This window comes from Mycobacterium syngnathidarum, from assembly GCF_001942625.1.
Taxonomy (GTDB): domain Bacteria; phylum Actinomycetota; class Actinomycetes; order Mycobacteriales; family Mycobacteriaceae; genus Mycobacterium; species Mycobacterium syngnathidarum.
In genome coordinates, this window is sequence record NZ_MLCL01000089.1 from 226,670 (window position 1) to 245,775 (window position 19,106).

The 19,106-nt window shown below is 66.0% G+C and carries 22 protein-coding genes; 2 read left to right on the forward strand and 20 right to left on the reverse strand.

The genetic code is table 11. From position 1 onward, the window contains the following. Positions 1 to 14: 14 nt before the first annotated feature. Together BKG60_RS27025 and BKG60_RS27030 are read left to right on the forward strand one after the other, a co-directional pair. Entirely contained in the window at positions 15 to 734 is a 720-nt protein-coding gene (locus tag BKG60_RS27025; protein ID WP_207549546.1) for a maleate cis-trans isomerase family protein, read from the forward strand. Next, a complete protein-coding gene (locus BKG60_RS27030) occupies positions 731 to 1,387 on the forward strand; it encodes a GntR family transcriptional regulator (protein ID WP_070186310.1) in 657 nt (218 codons plus the stop codon). The genes BKG60_RS27025 and BKG60_RS27030 overlap by 4 nt, the downstream gene beginning before the upstream one ends. Here the strand turns inward: BKG60_RS27030 and BKG60_RS27035 are convergent. The 20 genes from BKG60_RS27035 to BKG60_RS27130 all read right to left on the reverse strand — a co-directional run bounded on the left by BKG60_RS27035 (position 1,373) and on the right by BKG60_RS27130 (position 19,096). Next, positions 1,373 to 2,788 carry an MFS transporter gene (locus BKG60_RS27035; protein WP_075910217.1) on the reverse strand — a complete coding sequence of 472 codons (1,416 nt, stop codon included), beginning with the start codon at positions 2,786 to 2,788 and terminating at the stop codon, positions 1,373 to 1,375. The two genes, BKG60_RS27030 and BKG60_RS27035, sit on opposite strands and share 15 nt — an antisense overlap. A gap of 202 nt (positions 2,789 to 2,990) precedes the next feature. Further along, positions 2,991 to 4,775: a signal peptide peptidase SppA gene (gene sppA, locus BKG60_RS27040; RefSeq protein ID WP_070944279.1), complete on the reverse strand. Its 1,785-nt coding sequence runs from the start codon at positions 4,773 to 4,775 to the stop codon at positions 2,991 to 2,993. 137 nt (positions 4,776 to 4,912) lie between these two features. Further along, the gene (gene rplO, locus BKG60_RS27045) at positions 4,913 to 5,356 is read right to left on the reverse strand and encodes a 50S ribosomal protein L15 (RefSeq protein ID WP_070944280.1); all 444 of its coding nucleotides are present in this window, start codon (positions 5,354 to 5,356) and stop codon (positions 4,913 to 4,915) included. Next, a complete protein-coding gene (rpmD, locus tag BKG60_RS27050) occupies positions 5,356 to 5,541 on the reverse strand; it encodes a 50S ribosomal protein L30 (protein WP_070186314.1) in 186 nt (61 codons plus the stop codon). The genes rplO and rpmD overlap by 1 nt, the downstream gene beginning before the upstream one ends. 2 nt (positions 5,542 to 5,543) lie before the next feature. After that, positions 5,544 to 6,191, reverse strand: coding sequence for a 30S ribosomal protein S5 (gene rpsE / locus BKG60_RS27055; RefSeq protein WP_075910301.1), 648 nt, complete (start codon positions 6,189 to 6,191; stop codon positions 5,544 to 5,546). A gap of 25 nt (positions 6,192 to 6,216) precedes the next feature. Then, entirely contained in the window at positions 6,217 to 6,633 is a 417-nt protein-coding gene (gene rplR, locus BKG60_RS27060) for a 50S ribosomal protein L18 (RefSeq protein ID WP_070186316.1), read from the reverse strand. Between the two features lie 3 nt (positions 6,634 to 6,636). Next, positions 6,637 to 7,176 (reverse strand): 50S ribosomal protein L6, encoded by a 540-nt coding sequence (rplF, locus tag BKG60_RS27065; RefSeq protein WP_070944281.1) that lies wholly within the window; start codon positions 7,174 to 7,176, stop codon positions 6,637 to 6,639. Positions 7,177 to 7,189: 13 nt separating this feature from the next. Beyond that, positions 7,190 to 7,588 carry a 30S ribosomal protein S8 gene (rpsH, locus tag BKG60_RS27070; protein ID WP_070186318.1) on the reverse strand — a complete coding sequence of 133 codons (399 nt, stop codon included), beginning with the start codon at positions 7,586 to 7,588 and terminating at the stop codon, positions 7,190 to 7,192. Between the two features lie 104 nt (positions 7,589 to 7,692). After that, positions 7,693 to 7,878 carry a type Z 30S ribosomal protein S14 gene (locus BKG60_RS27075; RefSeq protein ID WP_003883429.1) on the reverse strand — a complete coding sequence of 62 codons (186 nt, stop codon included), beginning with the start codon at positions 7,876 to 7,878 and terminating at the stop codon, positions 7,693 to 7,695. Positions 7,879 to 7,882: 4 nt separating this feature from the next. Beyond that, positions 7,883 to 8,446, reverse strand: a complete 564-nt coding sequence (gene rplE / locus BKG60_RS27080; RefSeq protein WP_070186319.1) for a 50S ribosomal protein L5 — start codon at positions 8,444 to 8,446, stop codon at positions 7,883 to 7,885. Beyond that, a complete protein-coding gene (gene rplX, locus BKG60_RS27085; protein ID WP_003883431.1) occupies positions 8,446 to 8,763 on the reverse strand; it encodes a 50S ribosomal protein L24 in 318 nt (105 codons plus the stop codon). The genes rplE and rplX overlap by 1 nt, the downstream gene beginning before the upstream one ends. Next, complete coding sequence (rplN, locus tag BKG60_RS27090; RefSeq protein WP_003883432.1) at positions 8,763 to 9,131, reverse strand: 50S ribosomal protein L14; 369 nt, start codon at positions 9,129 to 9,131, stop codon at positions 8,763 to 8,765. Before rplN ends, rplX begins: the two co-directional genes overlap by 1 nt. 126 nt (positions 9,132 to 9,257) lie before the next feature. Continuing rightward, positions 9,258 to 9,500, reverse strand: coding sequence for a hypothetical protein (locus tag BKG60_RS27095; RefSeq protein WP_075910218.1), 243 nt, complete (start codon positions 9,498 to 9,500; stop codon positions 9,258 to 9,260). Positions 9,501 to 9,575: 75 nt separating this feature from the next. After that, positions 9,576 to 10,451 carry a formylglycine-generating enzyme family protein gene (locus BKG60_RS27100; RefSeq protein WP_070944282.1) on the reverse strand — a complete coding sequence of 292 codons (876 nt, stop codon included), beginning with the start codon at positions 10,449 to 10,451 and terminating at the stop codon, positions 9,576 to 9,578. 35 nt (positions 10,452 to 10,486) lie between these two features. Next, positions 10,487 to 11,203, reverse strand: a complete 717-nt coding sequence (locus tag BKG60_RS32625) for a hypothetical protein (RefSeq protein WP_239251645.1) — start codon at positions 11,201 to 11,203, stop codon at positions 10,487 to 10,489. Positions 11,204 to 11,207: 4 nt separating this feature from the next. Continuing rightward, entirely contained in the window at positions 11,208 to 13,571 is a 2,364-nt protein-coding gene (locus BKG60_RS27110; protein WP_070944283.1) for an arylsulfatase, read from the reverse strand. Positions 13,572 to 13,698: 127 nt separating this feature from the next. After that, complete coding sequence (locus BKG60_RS27115) at positions 13,699 to 14,406, reverse strand: TetR/AcrR family transcriptional regulator (RefSeq protein ID WP_070944284.1); 708 nt, start codon at positions 14,404 to 14,406, stop codon at positions 13,699 to 13,701. An 84-nt stretch (positions 14,407 to 14,490) separates the two neighbouring features. Beyond that, positions 14,491 to 15,915, reverse strand: coding sequence for an NAD(P)/FAD-dependent oxidoreductase (locus tag BKG60_RS27120; RefSeq protein WP_070944285.1), 1,425 nt, complete (start codon positions 15,913 to 15,915; stop codon positions 14,491 to 14,493). Positions 15,916 to 15,970: 55 nt separating this feature from the next. Beyond that, on the reverse strand, positions 15,971 to 16,495 hold the full coding sequence (locus BKG60_RS27125) for an NUDIX domain-containing protein (protein WP_070944286.1): 525 nt from the start codon (positions 16,493 to 16,495) through the stop codon (positions 15,971 to 15,973). A gap of 9 nt (positions 16,496 to 16,504) precedes the next feature. Then, complete coding sequence (locus tag BKG60_RS27130) at positions 16,505 to 19,096, reverse strand: winged helix-turn-helix domain-containing protein (protein WP_131823367.1); 2,592 nt, start codon at positions 19,094 to 19,096, stop codon at positions 16,505 to 16,507. Between the last annotated feature and the right edge of the window lie 10 nt (positions 19,097 to 19,106).

A 19,106-nucleotide genomic window follows, 5' to 3' on the forward strand; every position in this document is an offset into this window, starting at 1 on the left:
CGAAAGGAGACTGCATGGCGACGGTGGGGATCCTCTATCCCGGCCACAGCGCCGAGGACGACTTCGGTGCACTGCAGGCACGCCTGCCTGGGACGCTGCGCCTGCCGGTGGCGATCACCTCGGTCGGCGAGGATGCACATCGTGTCGACGCCCTCCTCGACCTCGGCCGCACCGAACGCCTCGCCGACGGGGTGGCCCGCCTGGGCCCGTCCCGTCCGGACTCGATGATGTGGGCTTGTACCTCAGGCAGTTTCGTCTTCGGCCGCGACGGTGCCCGACGCCAGGCCGACGCGGTGTCTGCCGCTTCGGGCGTCCCCGCATCGTCGACATCGATCGCATTCGTAGATGCTTTGCGGCACCTGGACATCCACCGCGTATCGGTGGCCGCCTCGTATCCCGAGGATGTCGCGGCACACTTCGTCGCTTTTCTGTCCGGCGGCGGAGTCAACGTGGTCTCGATCGGCAGCCACGGCATCATCACCGCGGCGGAAGTGGGCCGGCTGGAGCAGGCCGAGGTGCTCGCGATGGTCCGGGCGGCCGACCACCCCGACGCCGAGGCCGTCCTGGTGCCCGACACCGCCATGCACACAATGAGTTTCATCGACCGACTGGAATCCGCCGTCGGAAAACCGGTCCTCACCGCAAATCAGGTCACGGTGTGGAAAGGCCTGCAGCTGATCGGCCCGGTGCCGGCGCTCCCCGGGATGGGCCGGCTGTTCGGAGCGCAACTGTGACCGACTTCATCACCCCCGTCGAGCAGGAGTCGACGCCGAGCATCGTCGCCGAGAAGCTCCGGCAGGCCATCGCGTACGGCGAGCTGGTTCCGGGCACCCAACTCGGGGAGGCCGAACTCGCGCGCAAGTTCGGAGTCAGCCGCGGGCCCCTGCGGGAAGGCATGCAGCGCCTTACCCAGGAAGGGCTGCTGATCTCGATCCGCAACCGCGGAGTGTTCGTCAACAACATGGACACCGGCGAGATTCGCGACATGTACCTGGCCCGCGAGGCGATCGAGCGCACGGCGAGCCGCCAGATCCTGCAGGGCGACTATGCGAGCGCCGGGGATGCCTTGCTCGCGATCGTCGACGAGATGGCTGCGGCCGAGGACCTGGACGAGGCCAGCGAGGCCGACATGCGCTTCCACGAGTTGCTGGTGGAGCTTGCGGGGAGCCCGCGGCTGTCCCGTCTGCACCAGACGTTCCTGGTGGAAACCAGGATGTGCGTACACGCGCTGGCCGACACCTACGGCTCCCCCACCGACCGGGTCAGCGAGCATCAGACACTGGCCAGTGCCATCCGGTCCGGCGATGTCGCGTTGACCGACAAGGTGATGCTGACCCACATGGAGGACGCCGTGGAACGGCTGATCGCCCGGCTACCGGCCGGCTGACCCTGCCGACGCGTCGGCCTCGGTGTCGTAATCCAGCTGTGCCGGCGCCTCCGGGGTTCCAGGTATCTCGGTGCCACTGATCGGGCACCGAGCAGTTTCGGGCACCTTGATCAATGCCAGCGCTCCGATGACACACGCGATCATCATGTAGTACGCGGGGACCAACTTGTCGCCGGTCAACCCCACCAGCCAGTCGTTGACCGCCGGAGCAGTGCCACCGAATACGGAGGTCGACACGTTGTAGGCGATCGCGAACCCGGCGTAGCGGACCTGGGTGGGAAACATTGCCGGGAAGGTTGCCGAAATCGTCGACAACTGTGGCACATACAGCAGGCCCAGCACCGCGAACCCGATGATCGCGCCGACCATGTTCGTCGACATCAACAGGAACGTCGGAATTCCGGCGATGAACAGCCCGACCAGCGAGAACCACCACATCGGTTTTCGGCCCACCCGATCGGAGATGTAGCCGGCCACCGGCAGGAACACCATCATCGACAACATCCCGATGATGGGGACGATCAGCGAATGACGGCTCGACAGACCGATTGTCTGCTCGAGATAGGTCGGCATGTAGGTCAGCAGCGTGTAGTTGACCACGTTGAGCGCGACCACCAGGCCGGCCAATCGCAGGATGGGACCCCAGTACTCGACGACCAGATCCTTGAGCTCGGACACCGGGCTGCCCTCCCGCTCCCCGCTTTGCTCGAGTTCACGGAAGATCGGCGTGTCCTCCAATTTGGACCGCAGGTAAACACCGACGAGGCCGAGTGGGGCGGCAACCAGGAACGGCAAACGCCAACCCCAGGAACCCATCTGATCGTCGCTGAGTAGCACCGAGAAGCCCAGCATCAACAGCGCGCCGAGCGAGAATCCGGCCAACGTACCGAATTCGAGGAAACTACCGAGGAATCCGCGCCGCCGCGACGGTGCATATTCGGCCATGAACGTCGCGGCGCCGCCGTACTCGCCGCCGGTCGAGAATCCCTGAACCATGCGGAGCAGGACCATCAACGCCGGCGCCCACATCCCGATCATGTCGTAGGACGGGACCAGCCCGACACAGAACGTCGCACCGGCCATCAGGACAATGGTGATGGCCAATACCTGTCGGCGGCCGACTCGATCCCCCAACGGACCCCACACAAATCCGCCCAGGGGGCGCACCAGGAACGAGATGGCGAAGGTGGCCAACGCCAGCAGGGTCGCCTGCTGCGCGTCACCGGGAAAGATGGCCGCCGAAATGTAGCCAACGCCGTAGGCGTAGATACCGTAGTCGAACCATTCGGTGGCGTTGCCGATCGCCGATGCGGCAATCGCTCGTCTGAGCACCCCGGGTTCGGGCGCGTCCGGCTCGGGATCACGGTGGTCGAGGTCTGGTTTGTCGCCGAAGCCCTTCATCGGGCTCTTTCGCGCAGGCACGGTTCCTCCAAGTGTCAGACGACACCGCTCCCACCGTGCATTCTCTTACGGCTGGACTGAGCGGATCACCGCAGGACCAGGCCGTCGTCTCGTCGACAATTCATCAGTTGCCAGACCTGACGTTATCAGCCTTACCGCGTCGCTCCGGGCGCAGTTACCACCTCGTAACCGCCGCCGGGAGTCAGAACCGGTGATCCCCAACCCACAACGCGTTGGTACCGGTCATGGAACGCTCGAAGCCCTCAACGGCTCGCACCGCCGCTTGCCCGAAGAGTGCACCGACCGCGAGCGGCACCGATGCGGCTGCCGGTTGGGAGGAAGGCTTCGGCCGCAGCATGTCCAGCAAGGACGATCCGGGATAGGTCAGCACTCGGACCTTGGTGTCCGGATCGAGGCCGGCAAGGACCTTCGCGCGGGTGATCGCGGTACGCAGACCTCCGAGCTCGTCGACCAGCCCACGCTCCTTGGCGTCGGCACCGGTCCACACCCGGCCCCGGGCCACCTCGTCGACCTCCTCGACCGCCAGTTTGCGACCTTCGGCCACCCGGGCGATGAAATCTCGGTACAGCAGGCCGGTCTCGGCTTCGATCTGGGTGTGCTGTTCGTCGGTGAACGGTGCATTCGACGACCAGGCATCGGCATTGGGGTTGGTACGCAAGGAATCCGAGCCAACCCCGAGCTTGTCCTTGAGCTCACGTGAGATCAGCTTGCCGGTGATCACGCCGATCGATCCGGTGAGGGTGCCTGCGTTGGCCACGATCTCGTCGGCGGCCATCGACACGTAGTAACCACCCGACGCGGCGACCGCGCCCATCGAGGCAACGACGGGCTTCCCCCGCTCACGGGCCCGAACCACCTCGCGCCAAATGGTTTCCGAGCCACTGACCGACCCGCCCGGGCTGTCCACACGCAGGACGATCGCCGAGACATCGTCGTCGGCGGCAGCCTCACGCAGTGCCGCGGCGATGGTGTCGCCGCCGGCACTGGAATTGCCGATCGGAAGTACCTGCGGTCCGCCGCGGCCGCTGACGATGGGGCCGTGCAAGGTCACCACCGCGATCGTCGGCTTGGATTTGCGGCCCGGGATCTGCGGCGCGGGGACCTTGGGAGACGTCCGTGCGTATCGCGAAAGATAAAGTCGCGGCGAGGCATCCGGATGGTTGTCGGCGTCGATACCGGCCTCGACCGGGCCGCCTGACAGTTCGCCGATACGCGCATAGGCCTCGTCGCGGAACCCGATGCGGTCGACCAGACCGGCCGTCACCGCATCATCGCGCAGCACGGGTGCCCGGTCGGCCAGTGCGTTGACCGCCTCGGTGCTCAACTGGCGGGATTCGGCGATGCCCTGCCACACCTGCGACTGCAGGCTCTCGATCATCCGGCCGTCGGCCTCGCGCTGTGCATCGGTGTAGCGATCCTCGGTGAAAACGTTTGCAGCCGACTTGTATTCACCGCGCGCGACGAACTGTGGCTCGATACCCACCTTGTCGAGCGCGTCTCGCAGGAACATCGCATTGGTGGCGAAACCGACCAGGCCCACCGTTCCCGACGGCTGCATCCAGACCTCGCGGAACGCCGAAGCCAGGTAGTACGACAGCGTGCCCGGGTAGGTCTCGGCCCAGGCCAATGTGGGCTTGGTGTCACTGAATTCCGCTATGGCGGCCCGCAGTTCCTGCACCGGACCTGGCGCGGCGGCGGGAAGCTGCACCCGCGCGATCAGTCCGGCCACCCGATCATCCTCAGCGGCTCGGTGGATTGCCGCGATGGCCTGCCGCAGCACGAGCGGCCGGCCGCCACCCGCGATCATCGCCAGCGGGTCGAAGCCGGCGGTCTCCGGCGGTATCGACAGCAGATCCAACTCCAGCACGCATCCGCTGGGGACTCCATTGTGACGGGCGGTGTCGATCCGCCGGGCCAACACCTTGAGATCGTCCTGGCCCGGTATCCCGGGGAGAAAGGCGAACATGAATCGAGCCTACCGATCCGCACCTTGCGCGCGCGCCCGGCAGTTAGCCGAGCAGTCCCCCGCGAGCGGGAGGGCCCCCAACAAAACTGCCCCAAAACCGAAGTTTTGGGGCAGTTTTGCGTCTGCTCGCGCAGTAATTACAGTTCGGTGGCCGAACCGCCGGCAGCGGTGATCGCCTCGCGGGCGCTACCGCTGAACTTGTTGGCGGTCACCTCGACCTTGACGGCCAACTTGCCGTCGCCGAGAACCTTGACCAGGCTGTTCTTGCGAACCAGGCCCTTGGACACCAGCTCGTCGACACCGATGGTGCCGCCCTGCGGGAAGGCCTTGGCGATGTCGCCGACGTTGACGACCTCGTACTCGGTCCGGAAGCGGTTCTTGAAACCCTTGAGCTTCGGGAGCCGCATGTGGATCGGCATCTGGCCACCCTCGAACGTCGCGGGGACGTTCTTGCGGGCCTTGGTGCCCTTGGTACCACGACCGGCAGTCTTACCCTTGGAGCCCTCACCACGACCGACGCGGGTCTTGGCCTTCTTCTCCCCGGGAGCGGGCTTCAGGTCGTGCAGTTTGATAACAGACATTAGGACTCCACCACTTCCACATCAACGAGGTGATGCACAGTCTTGATCAGACCGCGGGTCTGCGCGTTGTCCTCACGAACCACGGACTGACGGATCTTCTTCAGCCCCAGGGTGCGCAGGCTTTCGCGCTGCTTCCAGCGTGCGCCGATGGTTCCGCGCACCTGCGTGATCTTGAGTTCTGCCATGGTTATGCCGATCCCTCACGCGCTGCTGCGGCAGCCAGCGCTTCGCTCTCGCGCCGGGCCTTCAGCATGCCGGCCGGCGCCACGTCCTCGAGGGGCAGGCCGCGACGGGCCGCCACCTCTTCCGGCCGCTGGATCATCTTCAGCGCGGCAACGGTGGCGTGCACCACGTTGATCGCGTTGTCGCTGCCCAGCGACTTGGCCAGGATGTCGTGCACCCCGGCGCATTCCAGCACGGCACGGGCCGCGCCACCGGCGATCACACCGGTACCGGGGCTGGCCGGGCGCAGCATGACCACACCGGCGGCCGCTTCACCCTGGACCGGGTGGACGATGGTGCCACCGATCAGCGGGACGCGGAAGAAGTTCTTGCGAGCTTCCTCGACACCCTTGGCGATGGCGGCCGGAACTTCCTTGGCCTTGCCGTAGCCGACGCCGACCATGCCCTTGCCGTCACCGACGATGACCAGAGCGGTGAAGCTGAAGCGCCGACCACCCTTGACCACCTTGGAGACGCGGTTGATCGACACCACGCGCTCGATGTAATTGCTCTTCTCGCCGCTGTCGCGGCCGCCACGGCCACCGCGGTCGTCGCGACGGCCGCGGCCGCCACGGTTCTCCTGCGCCGGAGCGGCTCCTGCCTGCTCGGCCATCATGCAGTCCTCTCGTTGACAGTCATCAGAATTTCAGCCCGCCCTCGCGCGCGGCATCCGCCAGCGCGGCGATCCGGCCGCCATAGGTATAGCCACCACGGTCGAACACCACGGTCTCGACGCCGGCAGCCTTGGCGCGCTCGGCGATCAGCTGACCGACCCGAACGCTGTGTGCCTTCTTGTCGCCTTCGACCGCACGCACGTCGGCCTCGATCGACGAGGCGGCAGCCAGCGTGACGCCTTCCAGGTCGTCGACGAGCTGGACGTGGATGTGCCGTGCCGAGCGGTTGACCACCAGACGCGGGGTCTCGGCGGTGCCGGAGACCTTCTTGCGCAACCGGGCATGCCGGCGCAGCCGGGAGTTGCGGCGGGCCTCAGAGATGTTCTGCCCCACCGGCTTCTTCTTCGTGACAGCTGCTGCGTCAGTCTTTGTAGTAGCCATGACTTACTTACCTGTCTTTCCGACCTTGCGGCGGATCTGCTCACCCTCGTAACGCACACCCTTGCCCTTGTATGGGTCGGGGCGGCGCAGGCGGCGGATGACCGCCGAGATCTGACCGACCTTCTGCTTGTCGATGCCCGAGACCGAGAACTTGGTGGGCGTCTCGACAGCGAACGTGATGCCCTCGGGCGCCTCGATCACCACGGGGTGGCTGTAACCGAGTGCGAACTCCAGGCTGGAGCCCTTGAGCTGGACGCGGTAGCCGACGCCGAAGATCTCCATCTTCTGGTTGTAGCCCTCGGTGACGCCGGTGACCAGGTTGGCCACCAGGGTGCGGGACAGCCCGTGCAGGGAGCGACTGCGTCGTTCATCGTCGGGACGGCTCACCACAATGGCGCCGTCTTCGTTGCGTTCGACGGTGATCGGCTCGGCGACGTCCAGGACCAGGGTGCCCTTGGGGCCCTTGACCGAGACGTTGCGGCCGTCGATCGTCACATCGACCCCGGCGGGAACCGGAACCGGCTGCTTTCCAATACGCGACATGTTCTGCTGCCCCCTACCAGACGTAAGCGAGGACTTCGCCGCCCACGCCCTGTCGTGATGCCTGGCGGTCGGTCAGCAGGCCCGAGGACGTGGAGATGATCGCCACGCCCAGGCCGCCGAGCACCCGAGGCAAATTGGTGGATTTTGCGTAGACCCGCAGGCCGGGCTTGGACACCCGTCGCAGGCCGGCGATGCTGCGCTCACGGCTGGGGCCGTACTTGAGCGAGACCACCAGAGACTTGCCGACACGAGCATCCTCGGTGCGGTAGTCGTTGATGTAGCCCTCTTTCTTGAGGATCTCGGCGATGTTCGCCTTGAGCTTCGAGTGGGGCAGAGTCACCTCATCGTGGTACGCCGAATTGGCGTTGCGCAGACGTGTCAAAAAGTCTGCGATCGGGTCAGTCATCGTCATGACAACCGGCTCACCTTCCTCGCGGCGGTTCCCTGGTCAGGGCCTTCCGCAACCTGTTTGGATTGGTCTGTGGTCTGCTTGCGCTCGCGCGCGGTGTCTGCTGGTTACCAGCTGGACTTCTGCACGCCGGGCAGCTCACCCGCGTGCGCCATCTCGCGCAGGCAGATACGGCACAGCCCGAACTTGCGGTAAACCGAGTGCGGACGACCGCACTTGTTGCACCGCGTGTACGCGCGGACCGCGAACTTGGGCTTCTTGTTGGCCTTGTGGATCAACGCCTTCTTTGCCATGTGCTCAGTTCTCCTTGAAGGGGAAGCCCAGCGCCTTCAGCAGCGCACGGCCTTCGTCGTCGTTGGTCGCCGAGGTGACGACGGTGATGTCCATGCCGCGGGGACGGTCGATGGAATCCACGTCGATCTCGTGGAACATCGACTGCTCGTTGAGGCCGAAGGTGTAGTTACCGGTGCCGTCGAACTGCTTGGCGTTCAGGCCGCGGAAGTCGCGGATACGGGGCAGGGCGATGGAGATCAGCCGGTCCAGGAACTCCCACATCCGGTCACCACGCAGGGTGACGCGGGCGCCGATGGGCATGCCCTCACGCAGCTTGAACTGTGCGATGGACTTGCGGGCCTTGCGGATCTCCGGCTTCTGGCCGGTGATCAGGGCCAGGTCGTTGACCGCGCCGTTGATCAGCTTGGCGTCACGGGCGGCGTCGCCGACACCCATGTTGACGACGACCTTGACGACGCCCGGGATCTGCATGACGTTGTCGAACTCGAACTGCTTGTTCAGCGCCTCACGGATCTCTTCGCGGTAGCGCTGCTTCAGCCGGGGCTGAACCTTCTCTGGTGCAGTCATCAGATGTCCTTGCCATTGGTCTTGGCGATGCGGACCTTCTTGCCGGTCTCCTCATCGACGCGGTAACCCACACGGGTCGGCTTGCCGTCGGAATCGACGACCATCACGTTGGACACGTGGATCGCGGCTTCCTGGGTGACGATGCCGCCCGACGATGCGCCGCGCTCGTTCTGCGACTGCGCGGTGTGCTTCTTGATCCGGTTGACGCCCTCGACGAGGACCTTGTCGCGGGTCGGATAGGCCTCGATGACCTTGCCCTTCGCGCCCTTGTCCTTGCCCGAGACCACCAGCACGGTGTCGCCCTTGTGGACCTTCATTACAAAACCTCCGGCGCCAGCGAGACGATCTTCATGAAGCGCTTCTCGCGCAGTTCCCGGCCGACGGGCCCGAAGATGCGGGTCCCGCGGGGGTCGTTGTCGGCCTTGATGATCACGGCCGCGTTCTCGTCGAACTTGATGTAGCTGCCATCGGCACGGCGGCGCTCCTTGACGGTGCGCACCACGACGGCCTTGACGACATCGCCGCGCTTGACGTTGCCGCCGGGGATGGCGTCCTTGACGGTCGCGACGATAACATCACCGATGCCTGCGTAGCGTCGCGATGAGCCACCGAGCACGCGGATGCACAAGATCTCCTTGGCGCCCGTGTTGTCGGCGACCTTCAACCGCGATTCCTGCTGAATCACTCGATCTCCTGACCTGGTTTTGTATGCACGCCAGATACCGACCTGGACGTGCGCGGTCTTTGTTTCCGAAGGGCACGCGGGGCTGACTCAGAACAGCAGTCAACCGAGGTCTGCCCAAGGCAACCCCTACATACTAGGTGAGCACCGCGAATGCGCCAAATCGCCGACGTTTCCTCTCGAGCGTGCGGTGAGACCGCTCGACGTCAGCGCGCTCCACCCGACCTCCGCTTGGATGTCATCCGGGGTGAACGTGCGCTCCAGCGCCCAGGTGGTGCGTCGCCACCACTCGCTCCGTCGGTCGGCCTTGTTCTTCTGCTGCCAGGTGACGATCACGCCGATCGCCGCCAGGCCTCCAACGATCAACGTCACCCAAGCCTGCGCCTCGCCCCCCCCAGGCCAAGAAGGCGGATGCCGCCCATCAAACTCCCCTGCACTGACAAAGCTTCAAGACTTCACGCAGCGAAATCCGATGTGTGTGGTCGAGCTGTCCTGTGACTGCGGCGACCGTGCCGCCGGACGGTACCGGTGGCAGTACTCCGGTGCGCACAGGTGCGAACCGCCCTTGAGCACCTGGTTGACCATGGGATCCGGGTCGGACGGCGGTGGGCAGCACGCCGGCGCGTCGGCCGCTGGCCGGTGCTGTCCGGTGAACCGCGTGGTGGTCCACTCCCACACGTTGCCGATCATGTCCGACAACCCGAACCCGTTGGCCGGGAAACTTCCGACCGGCGAGGTGCCGCGCCAGCCGAGCGCGCCCTCGTTGCGGTATGGGAACCGCCCCTGCCAGGTATTGGCCATCAACTGGCCGCCGGGGGTCACCTCGTCGCCCCAGGCATAGGTGCCCTCGACTCCCCCGCGGGCTGCGTACTCCCACTCGGCTTCGGTGGGCAGGCGCCGCCCGGCCCACGCCGCGTACGCCGCGGCATCGGGGTAGGCCACCTGCACGACGGGGTGGTCAGGCGCGGCCGGGTCACGATCGGGCCCGAAGGGATGCCGCCAGTTGGCGCCGGGCGCCCAGTCCCACCACTGGCGCCAATCCCGCAGGTCGACGGGGCCGTCGGTGGGCCTGAACACCAGGGCACCGGGCACCAGGTCGGCCTCGTCCACCCCGGGATACAGCTCTGGATCCATCGGGCGTTCGGCGATCGTGACGTATCCGGTGGCCTCGACGAATGCGCCGAACTGCGCGGTGGTGACGGGGTCCTTCTCGATGGCGAAGGCGGCGACGGTCGTGGGGTGCACCGGCGCCTCTTCCGGGTAGAACGCCGTCGAACCCATCCGGAAGGTCCCGCCGGGAAGCTCGATCAGTTCGGTGGCCACGGCACGAGGCTAGTCGGAACCGATGAACGACCGGTTCAGCCCGGCATGGTGATTCCGAAGTCGGCCAGCACCGCCGGCCTGGCTTCGTCGAATCCCGCTGTCCCGCTTGGCGCTTCGAGGCGCACGACCGCCAGGTAATCGCCGCTGCCGGTCCACAGGTGAACGATCCGATCGGCGTACTCGGTGCCCTTGCCCGGCTGCTCGGCCAGGATGCCGATCAGCTCCTGGCCGCTGTAACCACAAAGGTCACCGGGTATCACGCTGACGCTGTTGATCGGGTACTTCGCGACCCGATCGTCGCTGTATTGCGCGAACGCATCCTTGGCGTCCTTGTTCGTCGGGCTGAGCGTGATCTCGACGGTCATCCCGGCGGGCCCGGCCAACTTCGCCCCCTCGCCGTGCGATGTCACCTCGGTGAACCCCGCCGGGATCTCGACGGTGAGCGTCGGCGAGCCCGGCACCGAGCTGTAGACGGTGACGGCGGGTCCACCCGGGGCCGGACAGGTGACCTCACCAGGCGCGAGCACCCGGGTGGTGGTCGGTTCGACGCCGTAGGCCGGCATCTCGAACGACGGCGCCGACGATGTCGCGTCCGCAGACGTCGTCGTGGTCCGGGGTGGCGTTGGGTCGGTCGGGGTCGTTCTGGGAATCGTCGTCGAGGCACGTGGTCCCTCGACGGGGCTGCTGCCACAGGCTGACAATGCCGCGACGGCAATCGCGCCCGTACCCAAGTGGATCAGCATGGCGTTCATCCGCTCAGTCCTTGGCGAACACGACGGCGAGTTCGCGCTCCAGGTCCTGGTACGGCTCGCCGGACAGGTCGACGGTGACCTGCCCGATGGTACCGCCGGTGAACGCGAACGGTGCCCGGTATTGCCGGGACACTGCGGATCCGGTGTTGCGGCCGATACAGATGCCGCCACCGGCGAGCGCGAACATGCCCGGGTGGGTCTGCATCCCGGCCAGCGTGGCCACCGCGGTGTCGTCGACGTACAGGGTGGTGTCACCCAATGGCGTGTGACTGCCCTCGACGGTGCCGGCCCGCACGTACTGGACGCCGAATATGTGCCGCCCCAACGGAATCGGATCGGGCGAGACCAACGACTGCTCGTATTCGCCGAGGAAGTTGTAGACGTAGTGCAGGTGCCCGTCGGCCAGGAACAGCACGTGACCGCCGTGCGCGCCACCCTGTTTGAACAACACGCCCTGAGCGTCGGCGCCGTCCACCGTGACATCGGCCAGCACGGTGAACGACTGCCCGCGCAGTTCGGCGGCCGCACCCAGTCCTACCTCCGCGGTGTGCGGGTAATAGGTGTAGCGGGACCGCTCGCCGACCAGGTAGGGCCGCCGCCGGGTCATCGTCTCGAGGATGTTGAGGTCGGCCAACGGCAGGCCGTTGTACTTGTCGGCCTCGCTGAACCACAGCTGTTTCAGTTCGGCGAGCCGGTCGGGCTCTTCGTCGGCCAGGTCACGGCACTGGCTGCGGTCGGTTTCGATGTGGAAGAGCTCCCATCGGTCGGCGTCGAAGTGCGACCACCCCGACGGCGTCGCGGCGTGGACGGTGTTGGCGAACCAACCCTTGTGCCAGATGCCCCGGGTGCCGAGCATGGTGTAGAACTGCGTCTCCTTGCCCGTCGGCGCCTCCGGGTTGTCCAGGGCCACTTTGAAGCTCACACCGTCAAGCGGTTTCTGCGGAACGCCGCGCACGCTGGCCGGCGGCGTGATGTCGAGCAGGTCGTAGATCGTCGGGGTGATGTCGCAAACGTTGACATAGTTGTCACGCACCGCACCATGGGCGCGAATGCCTTTGGGCCAGGAGATGATTGCGGTGTCAGCGATGCCACCCTCGTGGGAGGCGTAGCGCTTGAACAGCTTGTAGGGCGTGTTGAACGCCATGGCCCACCCGATCGGGTAATGGTTGTAGGTCTCCGGTGAGCCCAGGCGGTCGACGAACCGCAGCCCCTCCTCGGCGGTGTCGATGTAGCCGTTGAAGAACTTGGTCTCGTTGACCGAGCCGTTCGGCCCGCCCTCCCCGCTGGCCCCGTTGTCGGAGATCACCACGATGATCGTGTTGTCGAGTTGCCCCGTCTCTTCGAGGAAATCCAGCACCCGGCCGATCTGGGCGTCGGTGTAGGACAGGAACCCGGCGAACACCTCGGCCATGCGGGCGAACAACCGTTTCTCGTCTTCGCTCAAGGTGTCCCACGGCCGGACGGTGTCCTGCGCGGGCCACGGTTCGCCGTTGGGCCCCTTGACTTCCGCATAAGGATTTACTGGTGAGAGCTCGGTGTCGGCCGGCACGATACCGAGCCGCTTCTGGTTCTCCAGCACGATGTTGCGGTAAGCCTCGTAGCCCATGTCGAACCGCCCGGCGTACCGGTCGGCCCACTCCTTGAACACATGATGCGGGGCGTGCCCGGCGCCCGGACACAGGTAGGTGAACCAAGGTTTGTCGGGGGCGATCACCTTGGCATCGCGGATGAATTCGATGGTCCTGTCGGCCAGGTCCCGCGACAGGTGATAGCCCTCCTCGGGCGTGGCCGGCGGGTCGACCCGATGGTTGTCGTACATCAGGTCCGGATACCACTGATCGGTCTCGCCGCCCATGAATCCGTAGAACCGCTCGAAACCCCGCGAACAAGGCCAATGCCGTTTGGTCGCAGCGAGGTTCGACTCCTCCAGCGGAGTCAGGTGCCACTTGCCCACACAGTAGGTGTTGTAGCCGTTCTCGGCGAGCACCTCCGAGAGCAGGGCGGTCTCGTACGGAATCCGGCCGTTGCAGTTCGGGAACCCGTCGGTGAACTCCTCGATGGTGGCCATCCCGACCGTGGTGGCGTTGCGTCCCGTGAGCAGTGCGGCGCGAGTGGGTGAGCACAGCGCGGTGGTGTGGAACTGCGACAGTCGAATTCCGCGTTCGGCGATCCGGCTCATCGCGGGCATGTCCACCAGGCCACCGAAACAGTCCCAGGTGGCGATGCCGGTGTCGTCCCACACCAGATACAGCACGTTCGGGGCGTTCTCGACGGCGGTGGGTGCCGCGTATGGCCCCCAGTCCGGTTCGGAATCCCTGATGTCCAGCTCGATCTTGCCGTTGAACGCTGAGTTGAATCCGGTAGCCATGGCGACCTCATCCTGGTTGGCAATGCAGCACCGGTAAGAGTGATCGCGGAGGAGATTACACCTGCTTGCGGGTGTTCAGCGGGGAAACTGGCGGAGCCGTCGATCGCGGCCAACGCGGTCTGAGCCGCTAAGACCGGAAGGCGTCCAGCCGCGACGAGATGCCGTCGAGCAGCAACTCCAGGGCCGGTTCACAGCCGCTGCGCCGCATGGACTCGTCGAGAAAACGGCTCGTGGCGGCGATGTTGGGGTGAGTCTCGGCCGGCAACTGCGCATACGTGTCGCGCCACGTCTCGTCGTCGTGCTCGCGATGTTCGACCGGCAAGGCTTCGAAGGCGGCGTCGAGCGCGGCGAACCCCAGCATCTGGTCGATGAAGGCGTGGTACACCTCGACTGCTTCCCGCTCGGGAAAACCGGCCGAGCGGAGCAATCCCAGGACCGTCTCGATGATCCGGATCTCGTGGGCACCACCGGTCACCCGGCTCGCGGCAAGCACCCCGGCCTGCGGGTGTTCGACGTAGACGCGGTGCACGCGCAACCCGAGTTCCCTCATGTCCTCCCGCCACCGACCGGTCGGTTCCCACCCGTCAGCCACCCGGCGCAGCAACTCCTCGGTGATGGCGAGCACCACGTCCTCGATGCCGCGGAAGTAGCGGTACAGGGCGGTCGGGTCAGCCCCCAGCGCGAGGCCGAGGCGCCTCACCGTCAGACCGGCGGCGCCGTGGTACTGCAACACGCGCAACGCGGCCCCGACGATGAGCTCCTCCGACAACACCACGCCCTGCTTTGTCTGCCGCCGCCGTCGCTTCGGCGATTCAGACTTCAGTGTTCTGGCCATCGGTATTGCCTTCTTCGCGCGCGCTTACGTCAACATCCTCCTGACATTGTGCGGCGTCACCGCACCGGCGCGCGCGCGAACCAACTACGAGTCGAACCCGAGCCCAACGGAATCGAGTGCCTTCAACAGGACGTTACGGCGTCCCTCGTGATGGTCAGCACGGTCCAGCGACCAGCGCGTGGCCTGAATCCCGGCCGATGCCAAGGGTTCCGGCGGGAACGGCAGAGGCATGGACTTGACCATGTCGAGCTCGGTACGGGCCGTCGGTTTACCGGCGAACCGATCGAGCATCACCTCGGCGGCGAACCGGGTCGCCGCCACACCGAGCCCGGTGAAACCGGCGGCGTATCCGACCCGGTCGCCGTACGCCGAGCCGAAGAAGGCGCAGAACCGCGTCGAGGTGTCGATCACCCCGGCCCATCGGTGGGTGAACGCGACGTCCTCCAGTTGCGGGAACGTGGTGAAGAAGTGCCCGGCCAGGCGCCGATAGGTGGCGTCGCGGTCCTCGTACTCAGGCCTGATCCGGCCACCGAAGTGATAGATCGCGTCGTACCCGCCCCACAGGATGCGGTTGTCCTTGGATAACCGGTAGTAATGGAACTGGTTCGACATGTCGCTGATGCCCTGCCGGTTACTCCAACCGATCTCGGTCAGCTGAGAATCGGTCAGCGGTTCGGTCATCAGGGCATAGTCGTAGACCGGCACCGTGTGGTAGCGATACCGCTTCAGCAGTGACGGAAAGCCGTTGGTCGCCAGGACGACTCGGTCGGCACGCACCGACACCCGTTCGGTACGCACCGAGAGCGACCCACTGCGACGCTCCTGATCGAGCCCCAGCACCTTGCTGTGCTCGTAGATGTCCACACCGAGTGCCCCTGCGGCACGGGCGAGTTCGCTCGCGAGCTTGGCTGGATGGACCAGCGCGGCAGCGTCCTTCGACCACACCCCGGCCAAGTATGTGGGTGAGCGCACTTCGCCGCAGATGGCCTGCTGATCGAAGTAGACCTGATCCGGCCGCAGTGCGGCGCCGGCCAGCTCGGCAGCCTGGTACGGCTCGACCGCGACTGCGATCGAGCCGGTCCGCTCAAAGTCGCAATCGAGGCCGAGCGATTCGACAGTCTTCTCGATGCCGTCGAGGTTCTCCAGCCCCAGCCGCTCGAGGATATCGATCTCCTCCGGCCAGCGGCTGCGACCGTTCTCGGCACCGTGGGTCAGCGACGCCTCGACGAAACCGCCGTTGCGGCCCGACGCGGCCCACCCGACCGTCTGCCCCTCGACGAGGGCGACCCGGATACCCGGGTCCCGCTGCTTCGCCAGCAGGGCGGACCACAGGCCGGTGTATCCGCCGCCGACCACGACCAGGTCGTAGTGCAACGAGCCGCTGGTCAACACCGGGTAGTCCAGCCGGTCCGGCATGTCGTCGAGCCAGAAAGGCTGCAACACGCTGTTGGCCAATGAGTGATCGACGAGGCTCGCAGCTGGAGCGTTTCGTTCAAATGCGGTCTGCACGGAAATCTTCCTTGACGGTGAGGTACCACCAGTAAGAAGGATTTCCCGCCCTACCTCAACGGTGTTGACGTAAGCGCAGCAACTGCGGGATCAACACCCGGGTGTCCGGCACGAACGGCCAGTCCGGATCGGCCAGGTGCGCGGCGAGTTCCTGATCGGTCCACCACCAGCCATCCGCGATTTCCTCGGGTTGATGGCGGATCGGGCCATCCCAGCGCACTTCGAACGCGAACAGATGACAGCGCATGGGTTTTGCATCCCACCGCCCGTCCCAGGCTGTCGAGGCAAGCGGCGTCAAAGGGGCGCCGCTGATGCCGAGTTCCTCGGCCAATTCCCGGGTTGCGGCTTGGTGTGGGGTCTCCCCCGGATCGACAACCCCGCCGGCCAGGCAGTCGTGCATACCGGCGAACACCGCCTTGGTCATGGTGCGGCGATGGACGTAAATGCGCGCGCCATCCGCGGAACGCACCAAGACGCCTGCACTGGCATGCCACAGACCTTCGGCGTAAACCCGTGAGCGAGGCGCCGCGCCAACCACATTGCCGTCGGTGTCGTACACGCTGACGAGTTCGTCGGTCACCGCTCCACGCTAGCGGGCCGCCCGGTTGATGGCTTGCCTGCGGTTGGTCGCACCGAGTTTGCGATAGATGGCGCGCTGGTGGGTCTTGAGCGTGTTCACCGAAATCGACATCTTGCCGGCGATCTCCTGCATGGTCATCGGCGTTCGCAGGAAGGCCAGAATCTCACGCTCACGTGGCGTCAGGCCGGCTGTACCGGAATCCGGCCGACGATGCTCGCTGGCCAGCAGGGCTTGCTCGACGAAATCGGGGTACGCGGTGTACGAGCGATGGGCGGCCAGCAGTTCTTGGCAGACCGAATCCGGGTTGTCGACGAACTGGTAGCGCACGTGCTCCGGGTACGCGGCGGCCAACATCTCTTCCATCCGCTCATGCGCCGGCTCAGCCCGCCCGTCCTGCCAGGCCAGCAACGCCAGCGTGTACAGCGCATAGGCCGCGATGTAACCGGGTACCTGCGGCTCCAGCGCCTGGCCGGCCAGACGATCGGCCAGATCGGGAACACCCAGACGCCGGCACATTCCGGCCAGCACCGCCGACACCATCGGAACATGTTGAGAACCAACCACACTCGCGGCCAGTTCCAACGCGAGGTCACGATCACCGCGGGCTTCGGCCAGCCGGGCACGGCTGGCCGTCTTGTAGCTGATCCACGGCACTCCGTGGGTATCAGCATCGGGCATGCGGGCCACGGCGGCCTCGGCGACGGCGAGCACACGGTTGTCACGCAAGGTCGCCGCACTGAACGCCAGGAACATCCGCGACGTGTCGGGGTAACCGACGCCGACGGTTCCGCTCGACGGGATCAAATCCTCGACGGCCGAGGCGAGTTCACCATGCCAGAAGTGAATCCAGCCTGCCGTGAAGCGTTCGATACCGTCACCGTCGTGCGAAAGCCAAAGTTCGGGAGTCGATTCGTCGGATGACACGGCCAGGTGCAGCGACCGCTGCGCACGGCCCAATTCGCCCGAGTGGGCCAGCGCGAAGGCCAGGCTCTGCCGGGCCCGGTGAGCCACCTCCGGCAGCCCAAGAGCCGCACACTCGTGCACCGCGGCCTCCAGATACGCCGAACCGCGAGTCGGGCTGCGCCGCAGCCGCGAATCCGCCCAGCCCAGTACGAACAACGCGCACGCATAGACGCGCGGCGCGACCAGATCACGGTCCGAGAGAGCGACCTCGACGCGCCCCGCCGCTCGGTCCATCACCTCGCGGTCGTCAGAGATCAGGAGCTGGGTGAGGTCGGCGATGAGGTCGAGTCGCCCCGGCGCCGCCTCCGACTGCGACATCCTTGCGGCCCGATTGAACAACAGCGCCGCGGTGACGTCGTCGCCGGCCATGGCTCGACAGCTGGACCGGATCATCAGGATCTCAGGAGTCTCGCCGAAGGCCTCGGCGAGCCGTACGCAGGCCAGATCGAGTGCGCCCGAACGTGATTGCAGCAACAGCTCGAGCCAGTGATCGGCGACGACGTCGTATCCGGTGCGGTCGTCACCTCGAATCGACAACTCGACTGCCTCCAACGGGTACTTCGATGCCAGCTCGGCCGCCGCCAATCGGTTGAGCTGCTTCCAGTCCGCTGGGTCTCGCCGCCTCAAGATCTCCTGACAATGCTTGACAAAGATCGAATGCCATTGATAGACGGCACTTTCCCCCGACCCGATGCGCTCGAGGAACAGACCCGCAGCAATACAGTCGTTGAGCAGCTCGCCGCTGTCGGGCCGGCCGGTGAGCGTACGCGCCAGCTGTTCGTCGACGCGCGGGCACACGGTGGCCTTGAGCGCGAAATCGGCCAGGTCGGGCCGTATCCGGGCCAGCACCGCCGCGTCGATGTAGTCGGTGAGATCGACATCGACGGAGAAGGCCGCGGCTTCGTCACCGCTGACCAGGATGAGGCGCACCGCACCGGGCCAGCCGCCGCTCGCCGTCATGATTCGCTCGATGTCCTCGGGCCGCGCCGACGCATCGCGCTGTTCCACCAGCGCCTGGATGTCATCGCGGGTGAAGGCCAGATCGGCGGAACCGATGACCGCCACCTTGTCGTGCACCCGCAACCGGGCCCACGACGGGCTGACCGGGTCGGTCGTGATCAGGACGAAGCGCAGCCACTGCGGCCCGTTCTCGACCAGCTCGACCACATCGTCATCGCCCCACACCGACCGCGCGAACTGAAAGTCGTCGATCACGATGGTCACGTCCCGGCGCGGATCGATGGCCATGAGGGCGGCCACCGCCGCATCGTACGACGCTGAGTCGAACGCCCCGGACAAGGACTGGTCCAGCGGGCCATCCCCCGCGTCGCGTGCGCTGTTCAGCAAAGCGGTCAACATGCCGCGCTGTACATCCCTGCGGTCGTTGACCCGCTCGGTCAGCGTCAGCCACGCCACTGAGCCCGGTTCGGCCCGTTGACGCTCGAGGGCCCACTGCGCGACGGCGACCGTCTTGCCGAACCCCGAGGGAGCGGCGACGAGCACGGCGCGCCGGCCGGCCCTGTGCTCATCCAGCCTGTCGGCGACGGCCTGGCGCAGCAGCATCCCCGGGCTCGAGGACGGTGTGGTGGCGAGAAACCACGGCACCGGCTGCATCGATGCTGTTCCGGAGGGCTGCACGCTGGTTCCT